The sequence below is a fragment of the Variovorax sp. FG153 genome (assembly GCF_057809595.1).
On sequence record NZ_JBMDKG010000014.1, the window covers coordinates 82,074 to 95,458 of the forward strand.

The window sequence follows — 13,385 nt, forward strand, 5'->3', positions numbered from 1 at the left end:
ACAGTCCGTTTTTCCAGATCCGGCAATTTAGGAGTGATATGGCAGGTTCAACTGCAGGCGTTCTCGAGGGAGATCGCATCCAAGGCTCGGGCGCCGCGCCCGGCTTCCTCGACAAGGAACGCATCATCGCCGGCCCCGGCTACAACCGTTGGCTGGTACCGCCTGCAGCGCTGGCCATCCACCTGTGCATCGGCATGGCCTATGGCTTCTCGGTGTTCTGGCTGCCGCTGTCGAAGGCGCTCGCCACCGCCGGCACCGGCGCCCAGGCCTGCGCGCGCGAGATGAGCTTCTTCGCCGAGCTGTTCGCCACCCACTGCGATTGGCGCGTCGCCACGCTGGGCTGGATGTACACCCTGTTCTTCGTCTTCCTCGGCTGCTCGGCGGCCCTGTGGGGCGGCTGGCTCGAACGCGCGGGTCCGCGCAAGGCCGGCGTGGTGTCGGCCGTGTGCTGGTGCGGCGGCATGCTGCTGTCGGCGCTGGGCATCCACCTGCACCAGTTCTGGCTCATGATCCTCGGCTCGGGCGTCATCGGCGGCATCGGGCTCGGCCTGGGCTATATCTCGCCGGTCAGCACGCTGATCAAGTGGTTTCCCGACCGCCGCGGCATGGCCACCGGCATGGCCATCATGGGCTTCGGCGGCGGCGCGATGATCGGCTCGCCGCTCGCGGTCGACCTCATGAAGCGCTTCTCGGATGCGCACGACGTCGGCGTGATGCAGACCTTCGTCGTGATGGCGATCGGCTACTTCGTCTTCATGATGGCCGGCGCGCTCGGCTACCGCGTGCCGCCCACGGGCTGGAAGCCGGCCGGCTGGACGCCACCGCCCGCGCAGGCCGGCAACGCCATGATCACGCAGCGCCACGTGCACGTGAAGAAGGTCTGGGGCATTCCGCAGTTCTGGCTCGTGTGGCTGGTGCTGTGCATGAACGTGAGCGCCGGCATCGGCGTGATCGGCATCTCCTCGCCGATGCTGCAGGAAGTGTTCGGCGGCGCGCTGATCGACCTGCCGGGCAAGTTCGGCGAACTCGACAAGACCCAGCTCGCGGCCATCGCGGTCGTGGCCGGCGGCTTCACCGCGCTGCTGTCGCTGTTCAACATCGGCGGGCGCTTCGTCTGGGCCAGCCTGTCCGACAAGCTCGGCCGCAAGCTCACCTACACCGTGTTCTTCGTGCTCGGCGCGGTGCTCTACGCGAGCATTCCCTCGTCGGCCGGCGCGGGCAGCAAGCTCTTGTTCGTGGGCGCCTGCTGCGTCATCGTCTCGATGTACGGCGGCGGCTTCTCCACGGTGCCGGCCTACCTGGCTGACCTGTTCGGCACCCAGTTCGTGGGCGCCATCCACGGCCGCCTGCTGACGGCCTGGGCCACGGCCGGCATCCTCGGCCCGGTGGTCGTGAACTACATGCGCGAGTACCAGCTCGGCCTGGGCCTGCCGCGCGAGCAGGTCTACAACCAGACCATGTACATCCTCGTGGGCATGCTGGCGATCGGCTTCATCGCCAACCTGCTGGTGCGTCCGGTGGCCGACAAGCACTTCATGAGCGATGCCGAACTCGCCATCGAGAAGAAGCTCGCGCACGAGAAGGCCGCGGCCTCCGAAGTGGGCGAGGGCTCGGGCCGTGCCGACACCGTGAGCCCCGTGGTCGTGGTGCTGGCCTGGGCCGCGGTGGGCATTCCGCTGGCCTGGGGCGTCTACAAGACGCTGATCAGCGCGGCCAAGTTCTTCCATTGACCTCCCGCCGGGGCCCGCGGTCCCGGCTTCATCCTCAGCGCGCCGAAGGCTGCGCCGCGAACACCTCGATCGCGGCCAGCCGCGCCACCGAACGGCCCGGCTTCTGGTCGCCGGCCACCACCAGGCGCGCCGCGCCGTTGCGGCCCAGCGGCGTGCCGTTGCGCGCATAGGCCAGGAGCGCCGTCCTGTTGCCGAACTCCGGCGAGATTTCCCCCAGCGACACCACCGCGCGATAGCCGTCGCTGCCGATCGCCACCACGTACATCGACAGCAGCGGGTTGCGCACGCGCGCATCGGCCTGCAGCCCGACCGCGGGATCGTTGAGCAGCGACCACAGGCTCACGCCCGTGTAGGTGTCGGCACCGACCGTGAGCGTGGCCGCGGGCATGGCACGCAGCTCGGCGAGATCGAAGCGGGCGCGCTTCAGTACCGCCCCCGAGACCGTGAAGGCCGGCGAGGCCTCGCCGCTGGCCGAGGGGCCGTGGCCCGTGGCAGCGGCCGGCGCGGTGGGGGGCGTGCCGGCGCAGCCCGCGAGCAGGGCGACGATCGCGGCGATGCCGAGCAGCCGGCGCGCGGTGCTGCCGGGGGCTTCGAGGGACAGGGGGCGCATGGTTCGATTCCTCATCCGATGGCGGGCCGGCGTGGCCCGGCCCTGGCGCTGTGTTCATTCTGACATGACGACTTCGACGGGCGAGCCGGCGCCATCGGGTAATCCGGCGGCCGGGCCGGCCGCCGCATCGTTTACCCTTCTCGCCCACGCCCGCGCTTTTTCCGTCCGCCATGAAATCCAAAGTCCAGTTCCGCCTGCGCGTCTACCGCGACGAAGTCATCGCCATCGGCCCCGGCAAGATCGCCGTGCTCGAGGCCGTGGCCGAGACCGGCTCGATCTCGGGCGCGGCCCGGCTGCTGGGCATGTCGTATCGCCGTGCCTGGATGCTGATCGACGAGATGAACCATGCGCTGAGTTCGCCCGCGGTGAACACCGCCGCCGGCGGTTCGCACGGCGGCGGCACGGCGCTCACGCCGGTGGGCGAGGAGATCGTCAAGCACTACCGCGCGATCGAGAATGCCGCGCGGCTGGCCACGGCCGCCGACATCCGCGCCCTCACGCGGCTGCTCGCGCCATGAACGCGCCGGCGCGCGACGAGATCGTGCTGCGCCCCGTGGGCGTGGTGCGCAGCCGTTTCACCGAGGCCACCGGCATGCCGATCCAGACCGCGGGCGCGCCCGAGGAGACGGGCCGTGTCGAGGTCCATCCCGAATTCGCGCCGGGGCTGCGCGACATCGAGGGCTTCGACTACCTGATCCTGATCACGCGGCTGCATGCCTGCGAGAACGAGAAGCTCGAGGTCGTGCCCTTCCTCGACGACAGCTCGCACGGCGTCTTCGCCACCCGCGCGCCCGCGCGGCCCAACCGGCTCGGGCTGTCGATCGTGCGGCTCACGGCGGTGGAGGGCCGCATCCTGCACTTCAGCGGCAACGACATGATGGACGGCACCCCGGTGCTCGACATCAAGCCCTACGTTCCGCGCTTCGACGTGCGCGAGACCGAGCGCGTGGGCTGGTTCGGCGCGCGGCTCGAGCGCTTGCCCGAGACCCGCTCCGACGACCGGATGCGCTAGCCGGCTTCCGGCGGCGGCGGCAGCGCGCCGGGCGACGCCACCCACGGCGCCTCGCCCTGCCAGCACGACCACACGTTCTGCGACAGCGTCTCGCGCGGTTGCGGCGGTGCCTCCGCGATCGTGCCCACGCTGATGAAGCCGACCAGCTCCTCGCCGGGCTGCACGCCGAGCTGTCGTGCCAGCGTCTCGTCGAAGCAGCGCTCGCCACTGAGCACGATCGCGCCGTAGCCGAGCTGGTGCGCCGCGCTCAGGATGTTGCCGAGCGCCGCGCCGGCGCTGAGCCACTGCTCGCGCGCGGGCACCTGGCTGCGCGCGCGCGGCGACACCACGAAGGCCAGCAGCAGCGGCGGCTGGGTCGCATGCTCGCGCGCGCGGCCCAGGTCGGCGGGGCTCGCGAGCGGATCGCGGCGCAGCTTCTCCTGCTCGAAGCAATCGGCCAGCGCCTCGCGGCTCGCGGGCCTGAACTCAATCACGCGCCAGGGATGCAGCGCGCCATGGTCGGGCGCGCGCAGGCCGGCCTGCAGCAGGCCGTCGAGTTCCTCGGGATTGGGGCCGGGCGGCCGCAGCCGGCGCGGCGAGACCGAACGCCGCGTCAGCAGCACCTCGAGGATGCGCTCGGCACCCGTCATGTGGCGCCACCTCATGGCCGGCGCTGCGGATCCCCGTGTTCGAGCCGCTCGACCCAGGCGGCCTTGCGGCGCAGCACCTCGCCGATGTCGTGCGCGTCGGCCTGGCCGACCAGGAAGGACTGGCTCTCGCCGCCCGGTGCCACGATCGACAGCACCACGCCGCCGTCGCCCTCGAGCGTGCGCTCGACGCGCCATTCCTGGACCTGCGTCACCTGGCGCAGCTCGGGCCGGCCGGAGATCGAGCGGACAACGGTGTCGTGGGCGGAGGAGCGCATGGTCGGCGGTCGGTCCTGGTCCTCGTGGGACATGGGGTGGATCTCGCGCCGCGGCCCTGGGGGTGAAGAGTCCTCGACGCTGTATCTGCCAGTATATGGAGGAGGCCCGGGATATGCATCCGTCGCGCTTCCGGCGCACACTGGATTTACCCTAATAAAACCTGGAACCCGTGTTCCATCGCCGAGCCGTGCCGGCGCGTCATGCAACAATTACGCCGTATCTTCATGAACACGACGCAATCGCTCATCACGCAGACCGACTGGCATCCGCTGGTGCTGTCGATCCAGGTCGCCACCGTGGCGACGCTGCTGGCGCTGGTCGTCGGGCTGGCGCTGGGCTGGCTGTTCGCGCGCAAGCGCTTCTGGGGCCACAGCGTGCTCGAGGCGGTGTTCATGCTGCCGCTGGTGCTGCCGCCCACCGTCATCGGCTACGGCATCCTGGTGGTGGCGGGCCGGCGCAGCCCGCTCGGCGCCTGGATGCGCGAGCACTTCGACTACACCATCATCTTCAGCTGGCATGGCGCCGTGGTGGCCTCGGCCGTGGTCGCGCTGCCGCTGGTGCTCAAGTCGGCCAGCGCCGCCTTCGCGGGCGTCGACCGCTCGCTCGAGGCCGCGGCCAGCACCCTGCGGCAGTCGCGCTTCTCGGTGTTCCTGCGCGTCACCCTGCCGCTGGCCTGGCCCGGCATCCTGGCCGGCACGCTGCTGGCGTTCGCGCGCGCCATGGGCGAGTTCGGCGCCTCGCTGATGGTGGCCGGCTCGATCCCGCAACAGACCCAGACCCTGTCGATGGCGATCTACGACGCCGTGCAGGCCGGCCACGACGAGCTCGCGCTGCTGCTGGTGATCGTGACCTCGCTGCTGTCGATCACCGTGCTGGTGCTGTCCAACCGTTTCTTTTCCCTTCGCTGATTCATCCAGGAGCTTCGCATGCGTTCCATCCGCGCCTTGTCGTCCCTCGCCCTCGCTTCCGTCCTCGCCCTCGCGATCCCGCTGGGCGCCGCCGCGCAGCAGATCACCGTGTCGGCCGCGGCCAGCCTGACCGATGCCTTCAAGGAGATCGGTCCCAAGTTCGAGGCCGCCAAGGCCGGCACCACGGTGCGCTTCAACTTCGCCGCCTCGGGCGTGCTGCTGCAGCAGATCGGCCAGGGCGCGCCGGTCGACGTGTTCGCGAGCGCGGACCAGGAGACCATGAACCGCGGCGTCGAGCAGAAGCACATCGACACCGACACGCGCAAGAACTTCGTCAGCAACAGCCTGGTGCTGATCGAGCCGTCGAAGGACGGCGTGGGCGTCAAGAGCCTGCAGGACCTCGCCGGCCCGGCCGTGAAGAAGATCGCCGTGGGCAAGACCGCCACCGTGCCGGTCGGCCGCTACACCAAGCAGGTGCTCGACGCCGCCAACCTCTGGACCACGCTCGAGCCCAAGTTCGTGCAGGCCGACAGCGTGCGCCAGGTGCTCGACTACGTGGGCCGCGGCGAGGTCGAGGCCGGCTTCGTCTACCGCACCGACGCGGCCGTGATGGGCGACAAGGTCAAGATCGTGCTCTCGCCCAGCGGCAACAGCCCCGTGACCTACCCGATCGCCGTGGTGGCCGAGAGCAAGCAGAAGGCCGCCGCCAAGGACTTCATCGATTTCCTCTCGACCGACGCGGCGCAGGAGGTGCTCACGCGCTATGGTTTCGGCAAACCATGATTGATGTCGATCTGAAGCTCACGGTCACCGACGGCAGCCGCCGCTTCGACCTGGCCGCGCGCTTCTCGACCGACGTTCCCTTCGCCGCGCTCTACGGTCCCTCGGGTGCCGGCAAGTCGTTGACCCTGCAGGCCATCGCCGGCCTGCTGCGCCCCGCGGGCGGCCATGTGCGGCTCGACGGCCGCACGCTCTACGACGCCGCCGGCGGCATCGACGTGCCGGCCTCCGAGCGGCGCGTGGGCTACCTGTTCCAGAACTACGCACTGTTCCCGCACCTCACGGTGCGCGAGAACGTGGCCTTCGGCCTGACCTCCTGGCGCCGCCGGCGCCTGCCGAGCGAGGAGGCCGACAACGTGCAGTCGCTGCTCGATCGCTTCGGCCTGGCCGCGCTGGCCGACAGCCGGCCGCAGAAGCTCTCGGGCGGCCAGCAGCAGCGCGTGGCGCTCGCGCGCGCGCTGGCCTGCCGGCCGCAGGTGCTGCTGCTCGACGAGCCCTTCGCCGCGCTCAACCCGATGCTGCGCGCCGAGCTGCGCGAGGAGCTCGCCGAGGTGCGCCGCGCCTGGGGCATTCCGGTGCTGATGATCACGCACGACATCGAGGACGTGCTCGCGCTGGCCGACGTGGCCTTCGTCTACAAGGACGGCCAGGTGGTGCGCGAGATCGACCTGCACACCGCCGAGAGCCGCGAGATCTCGCTGCGCGAGGCGGCCGGCGTGCCGGCCGTCGAGGACACGCCGCTGCGCAGCAAGCTGCGCGGGCTGCTGATGCAGGACGCGCCGGGCGCCTGAGCGGGCTCAGCCGGCCACGAGCTGGCGCACCACGTCCTCGAGCGTCACGCGCCCCTTGCGCACCGAGGCATCGTCGCCCTCGAACGCGATCCAGCCTTCGTTGAAGCCGTCGAGCATCTGGATGCGCGGCACCGGGTCGCGCATGCCCTGTTCGCGGAACAGCGCGCCCCAGGTCTGGCGCGGCACGGCCTCGGCCTGCACCGGCCGGTCGAGCACGCGCGCGAAGGTGGCGGCGATCTCGTGCTGCGTCACGCGCGCCGGCCCCTCGAGCTCGACCACGCGCCGGCCCTGCCAGTCCTCCTGCAGCAGCTCGGCGGCCACGCGGCCCACGTCGAGCGTCGAGACCATCGGCACCGGCCGATCGAGCGGCTGCAGGAAGCCGGGCAGCACGCCGCGTTCTCGTGCCGGTGCCACGTCCCAGGCCAGGTTGTCGAGGAACCAGGCCGGCCGCAGCAGCGCGAGCGGCAGCGGCAGGGGCGACAGCGCTTCTTCCATCAGCGAGCGCTGGCTCAGCAGGTTCGGCTGCGTGGCCTGCGCGCCCACGGTCGAGAGGCAGACCACGCGCGCGGGCCGCGCCGCCTCGAGCGCCTGGCGCACGGCCGCGATGGACGCGCGTGCCTCGGGAAAGCCCGGCAGCGGATCGAAGCATGGCGGCGGCAGCACGAACACGCCGGTGCAGCCGGCGAAGGCGCGCGCCAGCGCGTCGGCGTCTTCCATCTCGGCGACGGCGACCTCGCAACCGAGCGCGGCCCAGGGCCGGGCCTTGTCGGCATCGCGCACGACGGCGCGGACCTTCTGGCCCGAAGCGAGCAGGGCGCGCGCGGCGGCGCCGCCGACCTTGCCCGTGATTCCAGTGATGGCATGCATGTGATTTCTCCTTGAACGAATGCGACGGGGTGGATGCTAGGAATCGCAGGCCTTTGAGTAAATGCCGGGCAGCTCATATCATTCGTGACTCCAAATCACGGATGAATCCATGGCTCTCGACGGACGACTGCTTTCCAACGTCAGCGTGCTCGCCGCCGTCGTCGACAGCGGCAGCTTCGCCAAGGCGGCCGATGCGCTGGGCGTCACGCCCTCGGGCGTGAGCCGGGCCATCGCGCGGCTCGAGGCGCGCATCGGCGTGCGGCTGCTCGACCGCACCACGCGCTCGCTGGGCCTGACCGACGAGGGCCGCGAGCTCTACGCCAGCATCAATCCGCTGGTGCTCGGCATCGAGGACGCGGTGACGCGCGCCAGCGGTTCCGCGGGCGCGGTGCAGGGCCGGCTGCGCGTCAACGTCGACGCCTTCACCTCGCGGCTGCTGCTGGCGCCGCACATCCACCGCTTCGTCGAGCGGCATCCGCAGCTCTCGCTCGAGCTCATCGCGCGCGACCAGCTCGGCGACCTCGTGGGCGAGGGCTTCGACATCGCCCTGCGCTTCGGCACGCCGCCGGCCTCCTCTCTGGTGGCGCGCAAGCTGATCGAGACCCGCGTCGCAACCGTGGCCGCACCCGGCTACCTCGCGCGCCACGGCCGGCCCGCGAAGCCGGCCGAGCTCGTCCGACATGTCTGCATCCAGGTGCGCGATCCGCTGACCGGCCAGCCCTTCGCCTGGGAGTTCCGCCGCGGCCGCAAGTCGATCGAGGTGCCGACCGCGGGCCGGCTGCTGCTGACCGATCCCGGCACGATCCTTGGCGCCTGCATCGCGGGCGCGGGCATCGCGCAGATCAAGGCGCTGGGCATCCAGGAACTGCTCGACGCCGGGCAGCTGGTCGACCTCTTTCCCGACTGGCCCGACGAGCGCTTCTCGCTGCACGTGCTCTATCCCTCGCGCCACCTGCCGGCCGCCAAGGTGCGCGCCTTCATCGGCTTCGTCGAGGAGCTGCTGGCGCCGCGCGCCGCGGGCTGAGCCGGCGCGGCGCGGGCCCCGTCATTTCCGTTTTGAATCGGAGCATGTCCCGATTCAATTTGACGCTCCCGGCGCGCGCGGCGAACACTCGGTCGCATGAGCATTGGCGATATCGGCGAACAGAAGATCGAGTTCTACAAGGGCCCCGCGGGCGGTTGGGGCGCGTTGCGCAGCGTGAAGAACACGCTGCTGCGGCAGGACATTCCCCTCAAGGGTGCGAAGACCCTGCTGTCGGCCAACCAGCCCGACGGCTTCGACTGCCCGGGCTGCGCCTGGCCCGACCGCAACCATGCCTCGACCTTCGAGTTCTGCGAGAACGGCGTGAAGGCCGTGGCGGCCGAGGCCACCGCGCGCCGCGCCGGGCCCGAGCTGTTCGCGAAGCACACGGTGGCCGAGCTGATGCAGCAGAGCGACTTCTGGCTCGAGGACCAGGGTCGGCTCACGCACCCGATGGTCTACGACCGCGCGAGCGACAGATACCGTCCGATCGAATGGGACGCGGCCTTCGAGCTGATCGCGCGCCATCTCAACGCGCTGCCCGATCCCAACCAGGCCATCTTCTACACCTCGGGCCGCGCCAGCAACGAGGCCGCCTTCCTCTACCAGCTGTTCGTGCGCGAGTACGGCACCAACAACTTCCCCGACTGCTCGAACATGTGCCACGAGCCCAGCGGCAGCGGCATGCGGCCGCAGATCGGCGTGGGCAAGGGCACGGTCACGCTCGACGACTTCGACAAGGCCGACGCGATCTTCATCTTCGGCCAGAACCCCGGCACCAACCATCCGCGCATGCTCGGCGAACTGCGCGCGGCCGCGAAGCGCGGCGCGCGCATCGTGAGCTTCAACCCGCTGCGCGAACGCGGCCTCGAGCGCTTCCAGGATCCGCAGAGCAAGATCGAGATGGCCACGCTGGGCTCGACGCCGATCAGCACCCACTACTACCAGCTGCGCGTGGGCGGCGACTTCGCGGCCCTCAAGGGCATGATGAAGCACGTCATCGAGCGCGACGACCAGAGCATCGCCGCCAGCGGCGCCTCGCTGCTCGACCGCGAGTTCATCGCCATCCACACCACCGGCTTCGAGGCGCTGGCCGCCGACCTGCGCGCCGAGTCGTGGGAGCTGCTCGAACAGGAATCGGGCCTGGCCGAGGCCGACATCCGCGCCGCGGCCGAGGTCTACCTGGGCGCCAAACGCGTCATCGCCTGCTGGGGCATGGGCATCACGCAGCACCAGCATTCGGTGGCCACGATCCAGATGATCGTCAACCTGCTGATGCTGTGCGGCCACATGGGCCGCGAGGGCGCGGGCGCCTGCCCGGTGCGCGGCCACAGCAACGTGCAGGGCGACCGCACCATGGGCATCTGGGAGAAGCCGCCGGCCGCGCTGCTCGACCGGCTGCAGCAGGTGTTCGGCTTCGAGCCGCCGCGCGAGAACGGCTTCGACACCGTGGAGGCGATCCAGGCCATGCTCGACGGCCGCGGCCGCGTGTTCTTCGCCCTCGGCGGCAACTTCGCGGCCGCCACGCCCGACACCTACCAGACCTGGAAGGGCCTGCGCCAGTGCGACCTGACGGTGCACGTCGCGACCAAGCTCAACCGCAGCCACGTGGTGCACGGGCGCGAGGCGCTGATCCTGCCCTGCCTGGGCCGCACCGAGATCGACATGCAGGCCGCCGGCGCGCAGGGCGTGACGGTGGAGGACTCGATGAGCATGGTGCACATCTCGATGGGCATCAACCCGCCGGCCTCGGCGCAGCTGCTGTCGGAGCCCGCCATCGTCGCGCGCCTCGCGGCCGCCACGCTCGGTGCGCGCAGCCGCACGCCGTGGTTCTGGATGATCGAGGACTACGCGCGCATCCGCGACAAGATCGAGGCCGTGTTCGACGACTTCGCGGGCTTCAACACGCGCGTGGCAGTGCCCGGCGGCTTTCGCCTGCGCAACACCGCGAGCGAGCGGGTGTGGAACACGCCGCAGCACAAGGCCGTTTTCTTCACCCACGCCGTGCCGACCGACACGCCGGTGCACCGCGCCCGCGCGCGCCACGGCCGCAAGGGCGACGCGAAGGTCTTCACCCTGCTGACCACGCGTTCGCACGACCAGTACAACACCACCATCTACGGCATGGACGACCGCTACCGCGGCGTGTTCGGCCAGCGCCGCGTGGTGTTCATCCATGCCGAGGACATCCGCGCGCTGGGCTTCAAGGACGGCGACTGGGTCGACATCCTCACGGTGTGGGACGACGGCCAGGAACGGCGCGCCGACCGCTTCAAGCTGGTGGCCTACGACATCCCGCGCGGCAACCTCGCGGCCTACTACCCCGAGACCAATCCGCTGGTGCCGCTGTCCTCGGTGGCCGAGAACGCGGGCACGCCGACCTCGAAGTCGATTCCCGTGATGCTGGTGGCGCACGTTGCGCAGGCCGAGGAAGGTCCGGCTTCGGTCACGGGCGAGGAAGTCGCGGCCTGAGCTGCGTGCGCGCCATGTCCGACGAAGCGAACGACGCCTTGCCGCTGCCCGCCGCGATCCTGCTCGCGCTGGCTGAATTCAATGCCGAGGGCCTGGAGAGCGTCTCGCTGCCGCGCCTGGGCAAGCGGCTGGGCCAGGGCGCGAGCGTGCTGATGCGCCAGCTCGCGCTGATGGGCGACGCGGCCATCGGCGGCGTGCCGGGGCCGGGCTGGGTCGCGGTCGAGCGCGACGGCGAGCGCTGGCTGGCGCGCCTGAGCGACGCCGGCCGCGCGCTGGCCGAATCCCTCGTCAGCGACGCGCCCGCCGCCTGAACGCCTGGCCCGCCGCGGCGGGCAGGCCCACAATAGGCGCTCACTCCTTCGCCTCAGCGCCATGTCCACCGACACCGAACTCGCACCGCTGCCCTCGATCTCGCGCCTCGGCGTGCGCGTCTACGGCGAGGCCGGCGCGCCACCCGCCGGCATCGCGCGCGAGGACACGCTCGCGGCCGAGGTGCCGGTGGCGCTGGTGTTCAACGGCCTCTCGCATGCCGTGATGATGGCCACGCCGCAGGAGCTCGAGGACTTCGCGCTGGGCTTCGCGCTCAGCGAGGGCATCCTCGACCGCGCCGACGACTGCCGCGGCATCGAGGTCGAGGCGGTCGATGCGCACGATGCCGGCCTGCCCGAGGGCATGCCCGGCGTGGAGGTGCGGCTCGAGATCTCCACGCGCGCCTTCGAGCGGCTCAAGGGCCGGCGGCGCAGCCTCGCGGGCCGCACCGGCTGCGGCGTCTGCGGCGTCGAGAGCTTCGCCGCGCTCGACCTCGCGTCCGAACGCCTGCCCGCGCACGACTGGCTCGCGCGCATCGACCTGCCCACCGTGCTGCGCGCCTTCGCGGCGCTGCCCGCGCGCCAACTGCTCAATGCGAGTGCCGGCGCGATCCATGCCGCGGGCTGGGCCACGCTCGAGGGCGAGCTGGTCGAGGTGCTCGAGGACGTCGGCCGCCACAACGCGCTCGACAAGCTGCTGGGCCGGCTCGCGCGCACCGGGCGCCTCGGCGAGCCGGGCTTCGTGGTGCTGTCGAGCCGCGGCAGCCACGAGCTGGTGCGCAAGTGCGCGCGGCTGGGCATCGCGGCCATGGCCACCATCTCGGCGCCCACCGCGATGGGCGTGCGCATGGCCGAGCTCAGCGGACTGCGGCTGTGGGGGCTGTGCCGCGCGCCGCGCGGCGTGCTCTATGCCGACGGGCTGGCGTCGCCCTCGAGCGCGCGCACCGCGTCGGCCAGCGCCTCGATGCCCTGATCGCCGAGGTCGACCGCGGCCACGCGGCGCCGGCTGCCCCAGGTCTTGAAGTGGCGCTCCTGCGACTTCTCGTAGTGCGGGTCGTAGTGCAGCGCCATCAGCTCGGCGAAGAGCAGCGGCAGCTGCGCCTCGTGCGCCCACTGCTGCCAGCGCGCCACCGTTTCCTTGCCCTGCAGTTCCTTGAGCAGGCCGAGCTGGCCGGCCAGCGCCGCGCGGTCGTCGCCGAGGTAGGCGTAGTCGCGCAGCAGGTAGGCCAGCCGCGCCTCGGGCGTGGCCACCACCTCGATGCAGGGCGCGGCGCGCATCTTCGCCACCAGCGACAGCGGCAGCGAGAGCCGGCCGATGCGGATGCTCTCGCCCTCGACGTACAGCGGGCGCCGCAGGTCGATGCCTTCGAGCACCGTCGCGATGCGGGTCTCGAAATGCTTCTGCGAGGGTTGCGCCACGCCCGGCAGCGAACCCAGCAGCGAGCCCTTGTGGTGCGCGAAGTCCTCGAGGTCGAGCACCTGCTCGCCGCGCGCGGCCAGCGCATGCAGCACGCGGGTCTTGGCGCTGCCGGTGGCGCCGCAGACCACGCGCAGGTCGAGCAGCGGCGTCAGCGCATCGAGCTGCGAGATCACGTGGCGCCGGAAGCTCTTGTAGCCGCCCGCGAGCTGCTGGGCGTCCCAGCCCACCAGCCGCAGCCAGGTCACCATCGAGCCGCTGCGCATGCCGCCGCGCCAGCAGTAGACCAGCGGCTTCCACTTCTCGGGCCGGTCGGCCAGCGTGTCGCGCAGGTGCCGCGCGATGTTGGCCGCGACCATCGCGCCGCCGATGCGCCGCGCCTCGAAGGCGCCGGTCTGCACGTAGACGGTGCCGACGATGTGGCGCTCCTCGTCGTCGAGCACGGGGCAGTTGATGGCGCCGGGAATGCGGTCGAGCGCGAACTCGGCCGGCGAACGGGCGTCGATGATCGTGTCGAAGGCGTGGCGATCGACGACCCGCACGGGCTGGCGGTGACTCATGGCG

15 protein-coding genes are annotated in these 13,385 nt (G+C 71.1%); 10 read left to right on the forward strand and 5 right to left on the reverse strand.

The annotated features are described in order from the left end of the window. Positions 1-38 precede the first annotated feature (38 nt). Positions 39-1,730, forward strand: a complete 1,692-nt coding sequence (locus tag ACODT0_RS17195; RefSeq protein ID WP_489041792.1) for an OFA family MFS transporter — start codon at positions 39-41, stop codon at positions 1,728-1,730. A gap of 34 nt (positions 1,731-1,764) precedes the next feature. On the opposite strand, the gene ACODT0_RS17200 is transcribed toward ACODT0_RS17195, so the two are convergent. Further along, the gene (locus ACODT0_RS17200; RefSeq protein ID WP_489041793.1) at positions 1,765-2,340 is read right to left on the reverse strand and encodes a hypothetical protein; all 576 of its coding nucleotides are present in this window, start codon (positions 2,338-2,340) and stop codon (positions 1,765-1,767) included. Positions 2,341-2,510: 170 nt separating this feature from the next. Here ACODT0_RS17200 and ACODT0_RS17205 point away from each other — a divergent pair, with 170 nt between their 5' ends. Continuing rightward, positions 2,511-2,858, forward strand: a complete 348-nt coding sequence (locus tag ACODT0_RS17205) for a winged helix-turn-helix domain-containing protein (protein WP_479670703.1) — start codon at positions 2,511-2,513, stop codon at positions 2,856-2,858. Continuing rightward, on the forward strand, positions 2,855-3,352 hold the full coding sequence (tsaA, locus tag ACODT0_RS17210; RefSeq protein ID WP_489041794.1) for a tRNA (N6-threonylcarbamoyladenosine(37)-N6)-methyltransferase TrmO: 498 nt from the start codon (positions 2,855-2,857) through the stop codon (positions 3,350-3,352). The genes ACODT0_RS17205 and tsaA overlap by 4 nt, the downstream gene beginning before the upstream one ends. Here the strand turns inward: tsaA and ACODT0_RS17215 are convergent. Further along, positions 3,349-3,996 (reverse strand): nitroreductase family protein, encoded by a 648-nt coding sequence (locus ACODT0_RS17215; RefSeq protein WP_489041795.1) that lies wholly within the window; start codon positions 3,994-3,996, stop codon positions 3,349-3,351. The two genes, tsaA and ACODT0_RS17215, sit on opposite strands and share 4 nt — an antisense overlap. Next, entirely contained in the window at positions 3,993-4,289 is a 297-nt protein-coding gene (locus ACODT0_RS17220; RefSeq protein ID WP_261214899.1) for a hypothetical protein, read from the reverse strand. Before ACODT0_RS17220 ends, ACODT0_RS17215 begins: the two co-directional genes overlap by 4 nt. Positions 4,290-4,481: 192 nt before the next feature. Here ACODT0_RS17220 and modB point away from each other — a divergent pair, with 192 nt between their 5' ends. Genes modB through ACODT0_RS17235 form a run of 3 tightly spaced genes read left to right on the forward strand, consistent with a single transcriptional unit; the run spans position 4,482 to position 6,736 of the window. Further along, positions 4,482-5,165, forward strand: a complete 684-nt coding sequence (gene modB, locus ACODT0_RS17225; RefSeq protein WP_057592935.1) for a molybdate ABC transporter permease subunit — start codon at positions 4,482-4,484, stop codon at positions 5,163-5,165. 18 nt (positions 5,166-5,183) lie between these two features. Then, the gene (gene modA, locus ACODT0_RS17230; protein ID WP_057592936.1) at positions 5,184-5,948 is read left to right on the forward strand and encodes a molybdate ABC transporter substrate-binding protein; all 765 of its coding nucleotides are present in this window, start codon (positions 5,184-5,186) and stop codon (positions 5,946-5,948) included. After that, complete coding sequence (locus tag ACODT0_RS17235; protein ID WP_057592937.1) at positions 5,945-6,736, forward strand: ABC transporter ATP-binding protein; 792 nt, start codon at positions 5,945-5,947, stop codon at positions 6,734-6,736. Before modA ends, ACODT0_RS17235 begins: the two co-directional genes overlap by 4 nt. 6 nt (positions 6,737-6,742) lie before the next feature. Here the strand turns inward: ACODT0_RS17235 and ACODT0_RS17240 are convergent, their stop codons facing one another. Next, a complete protein-coding gene (locus ACODT0_RS17240) occupies positions 6,743-7,603 on the reverse strand; it encodes an NmrA family NAD(P)-binding protein (RefSeq protein WP_489041796.1) in 861 nt (286 codons plus the stop codon). Between the two features lie 109 nt (positions 7,604-7,712). Here ACODT0_RS17240 and ACODT0_RS17245 point away from each other — a divergent pair, with 109 nt between their 5' ends. The 4 genes from ACODT0_RS17245 to fdhD all read left to right on the forward strand — a co-directional run bounded on the left by ACODT0_RS17245 (position 7,713) and on the right by fdhD (position 12,377). Then, positions 7,713-8,627 carry a LysR family transcriptional regulator gene (locus ACODT0_RS17245; protein WP_489041797.1) on the forward strand — a complete coding sequence of 305 codons (915 nt, stop codon included), beginning with the start codon at positions 7,713-7,715 and terminating at the stop codon, positions 8,625-8,627. Between the two features lie 111 nt (positions 8,628-8,738). Next, entirely contained in the window at positions 8,739-11,096 is a 2,358-nt protein-coding gene (locus tag ACODT0_RS17250; RefSeq protein WP_489041833.1) for an FdhF/YdeP family oxidoreductase, read from the forward strand. A gap of 14 nt (positions 11,097-11,110) precedes the next feature. Further along, positions 11,111-11,407 carry a hypothetical protein gene (locus ACODT0_RS17255; RefSeq protein ID WP_296728852.1) on the forward strand — a complete coding sequence of 99 codons (297 nt, stop codon included), beginning with the start codon at positions 11,111-11,113 and terminating at the stop codon, positions 11,405-11,407. Between the two features lie 61 nt (positions 11,408-11,468). Continuing rightward, positions 11,469-12,377 (forward strand): formate dehydrogenase accessory sulfurtransferase FdhD, encoded by a 909-nt coding sequence (gene fdhD, locus ACODT0_RS17260; protein WP_489041798.1) that lies wholly within the window; start codon positions 11,469-11,471, stop codon positions 12,375-12,377. On the opposite strand, the gene mnmH is transcribed toward fdhD, so the two are convergent. Beyond that, positions 12,311-13,381 carry a tRNA 2-selenouridine(34) synthase MnmH gene (mnmH, locus tag ACODT0_RS17265; RefSeq protein WP_489041799.1) on the reverse strand — a complete coding sequence of 357 codons (1,071 nt, stop codon included), beginning with the start codon at positions 13,379-13,381 and terminating at the stop codon, positions 12,311-12,313. The two genes, fdhD and mnmH, sit on opposite strands and share 67 nt — an antisense overlap. Positions 13,382-13,385: the final 4 nt, after the last annotated feature.

What these genes read in the sequence shown, in the direction of transcription:
- ACODT0_RS17195 (WP_489041792.1), top strand. Translation starts at nt 39, where the DNA reads ATGGCAGGTTCAACTGCAGGCGTTCTCGAGGGAGATCGCATCCAAGGC.
- ACODT0_RS17200 (WP_489041793.1), bottom strand. Translation starts at nt 2,340, where the DNA reads ATGCGCCCCCTGTCCCTCGAAGCCCCCGGCAGCACCGCGCGCCGGCTG.
- ACODT0_RS17205 (WP_479670703.1), top strand. Translation starts at nt 2,511, where the DNA reads ATGAAATCCAAAGTCCAGTTCCGCCTGCGCGTCTACCGCGACGAAGTC.
- tsaA (WP_489041794.1), top strand. Translation starts at nt 2,855, where the DNA reads ATGAACGCGCCGGCGCGCGACGAGATCGTGCTGCGCCCCGTGGGCGTG.
- ACODT0_RS17215 (WP_489041795.1), bottom strand. Translation starts at nt 3,996, where the DNA reads ATGAGGTGGCGCCACATGACGGGTGCCGAGCGCATCCTCGAGGTGCTG.
- ACODT0_RS17220 (WP_261214899.1), bottom strand. Translation starts at nt 4,289, where the DNA reads ATGTCCCACGAGGACCAGGACCGACCGCCGACCATGCGCTCCTCCGCC.
- modB (WP_057592935.1), top strand. Translation starts at nt 4,482, where the DNA reads ATGAACACGACGCAATCGCTCATCACGCAGACCGACTGGCATCCGCTG.
- modA (WP_057592936.1), top strand. Translation starts at nt 5,184, where the DNA reads ATGCGTTCCATCCGCGCCTTGTCGTCCCTCGCCCTCGCTTCCGTCCTC.
- ACODT0_RS17235 (WP_057592937.1), top strand. Translation starts at nt 5,945, where the DNA reads ATGATTGATGTCGATCTGAAGCTCACGGTCACCGACGGCAGCCGCCGC.
- ACODT0_RS17240 (WP_489041796.1), bottom strand. Translation starts at nt 7,603, where the DNA reads ATGCATGCCATCACTGGAATCACGGGCAAGGTCGGCGGCGCCGCCGCG.
- ACODT0_RS17245 (WP_489041797.1), top strand. Translation starts at nt 7,713, where the DNA reads ATGGCTCTCGACGGACGACTGCTTTCCAACGTCAGCGTGCTCGCCGCC.
- ACODT0_RS17255 (WP_296728852.1), top strand. Translation starts at nt 11,111, where the DNA reads ATGTCCGACGAAGCGAACGACGCCTTGCCGCTGCCCGCCGCGATCCTG.
- fdhD (WP_489041798.1), top strand. Translation starts at nt 11,469, where the DNA reads ATGTCCACCGACACCGAACTCGCACCGCTGCCCTCGATCTCGCGCCTC.
- mnmH (WP_489041799.1), bottom strand. Translation starts at nt 13,381, where the DNA reads ATGAGTCACCGCCAGCCCGTGCGGGTCGTCGATCGCCACGCCTTCGAC.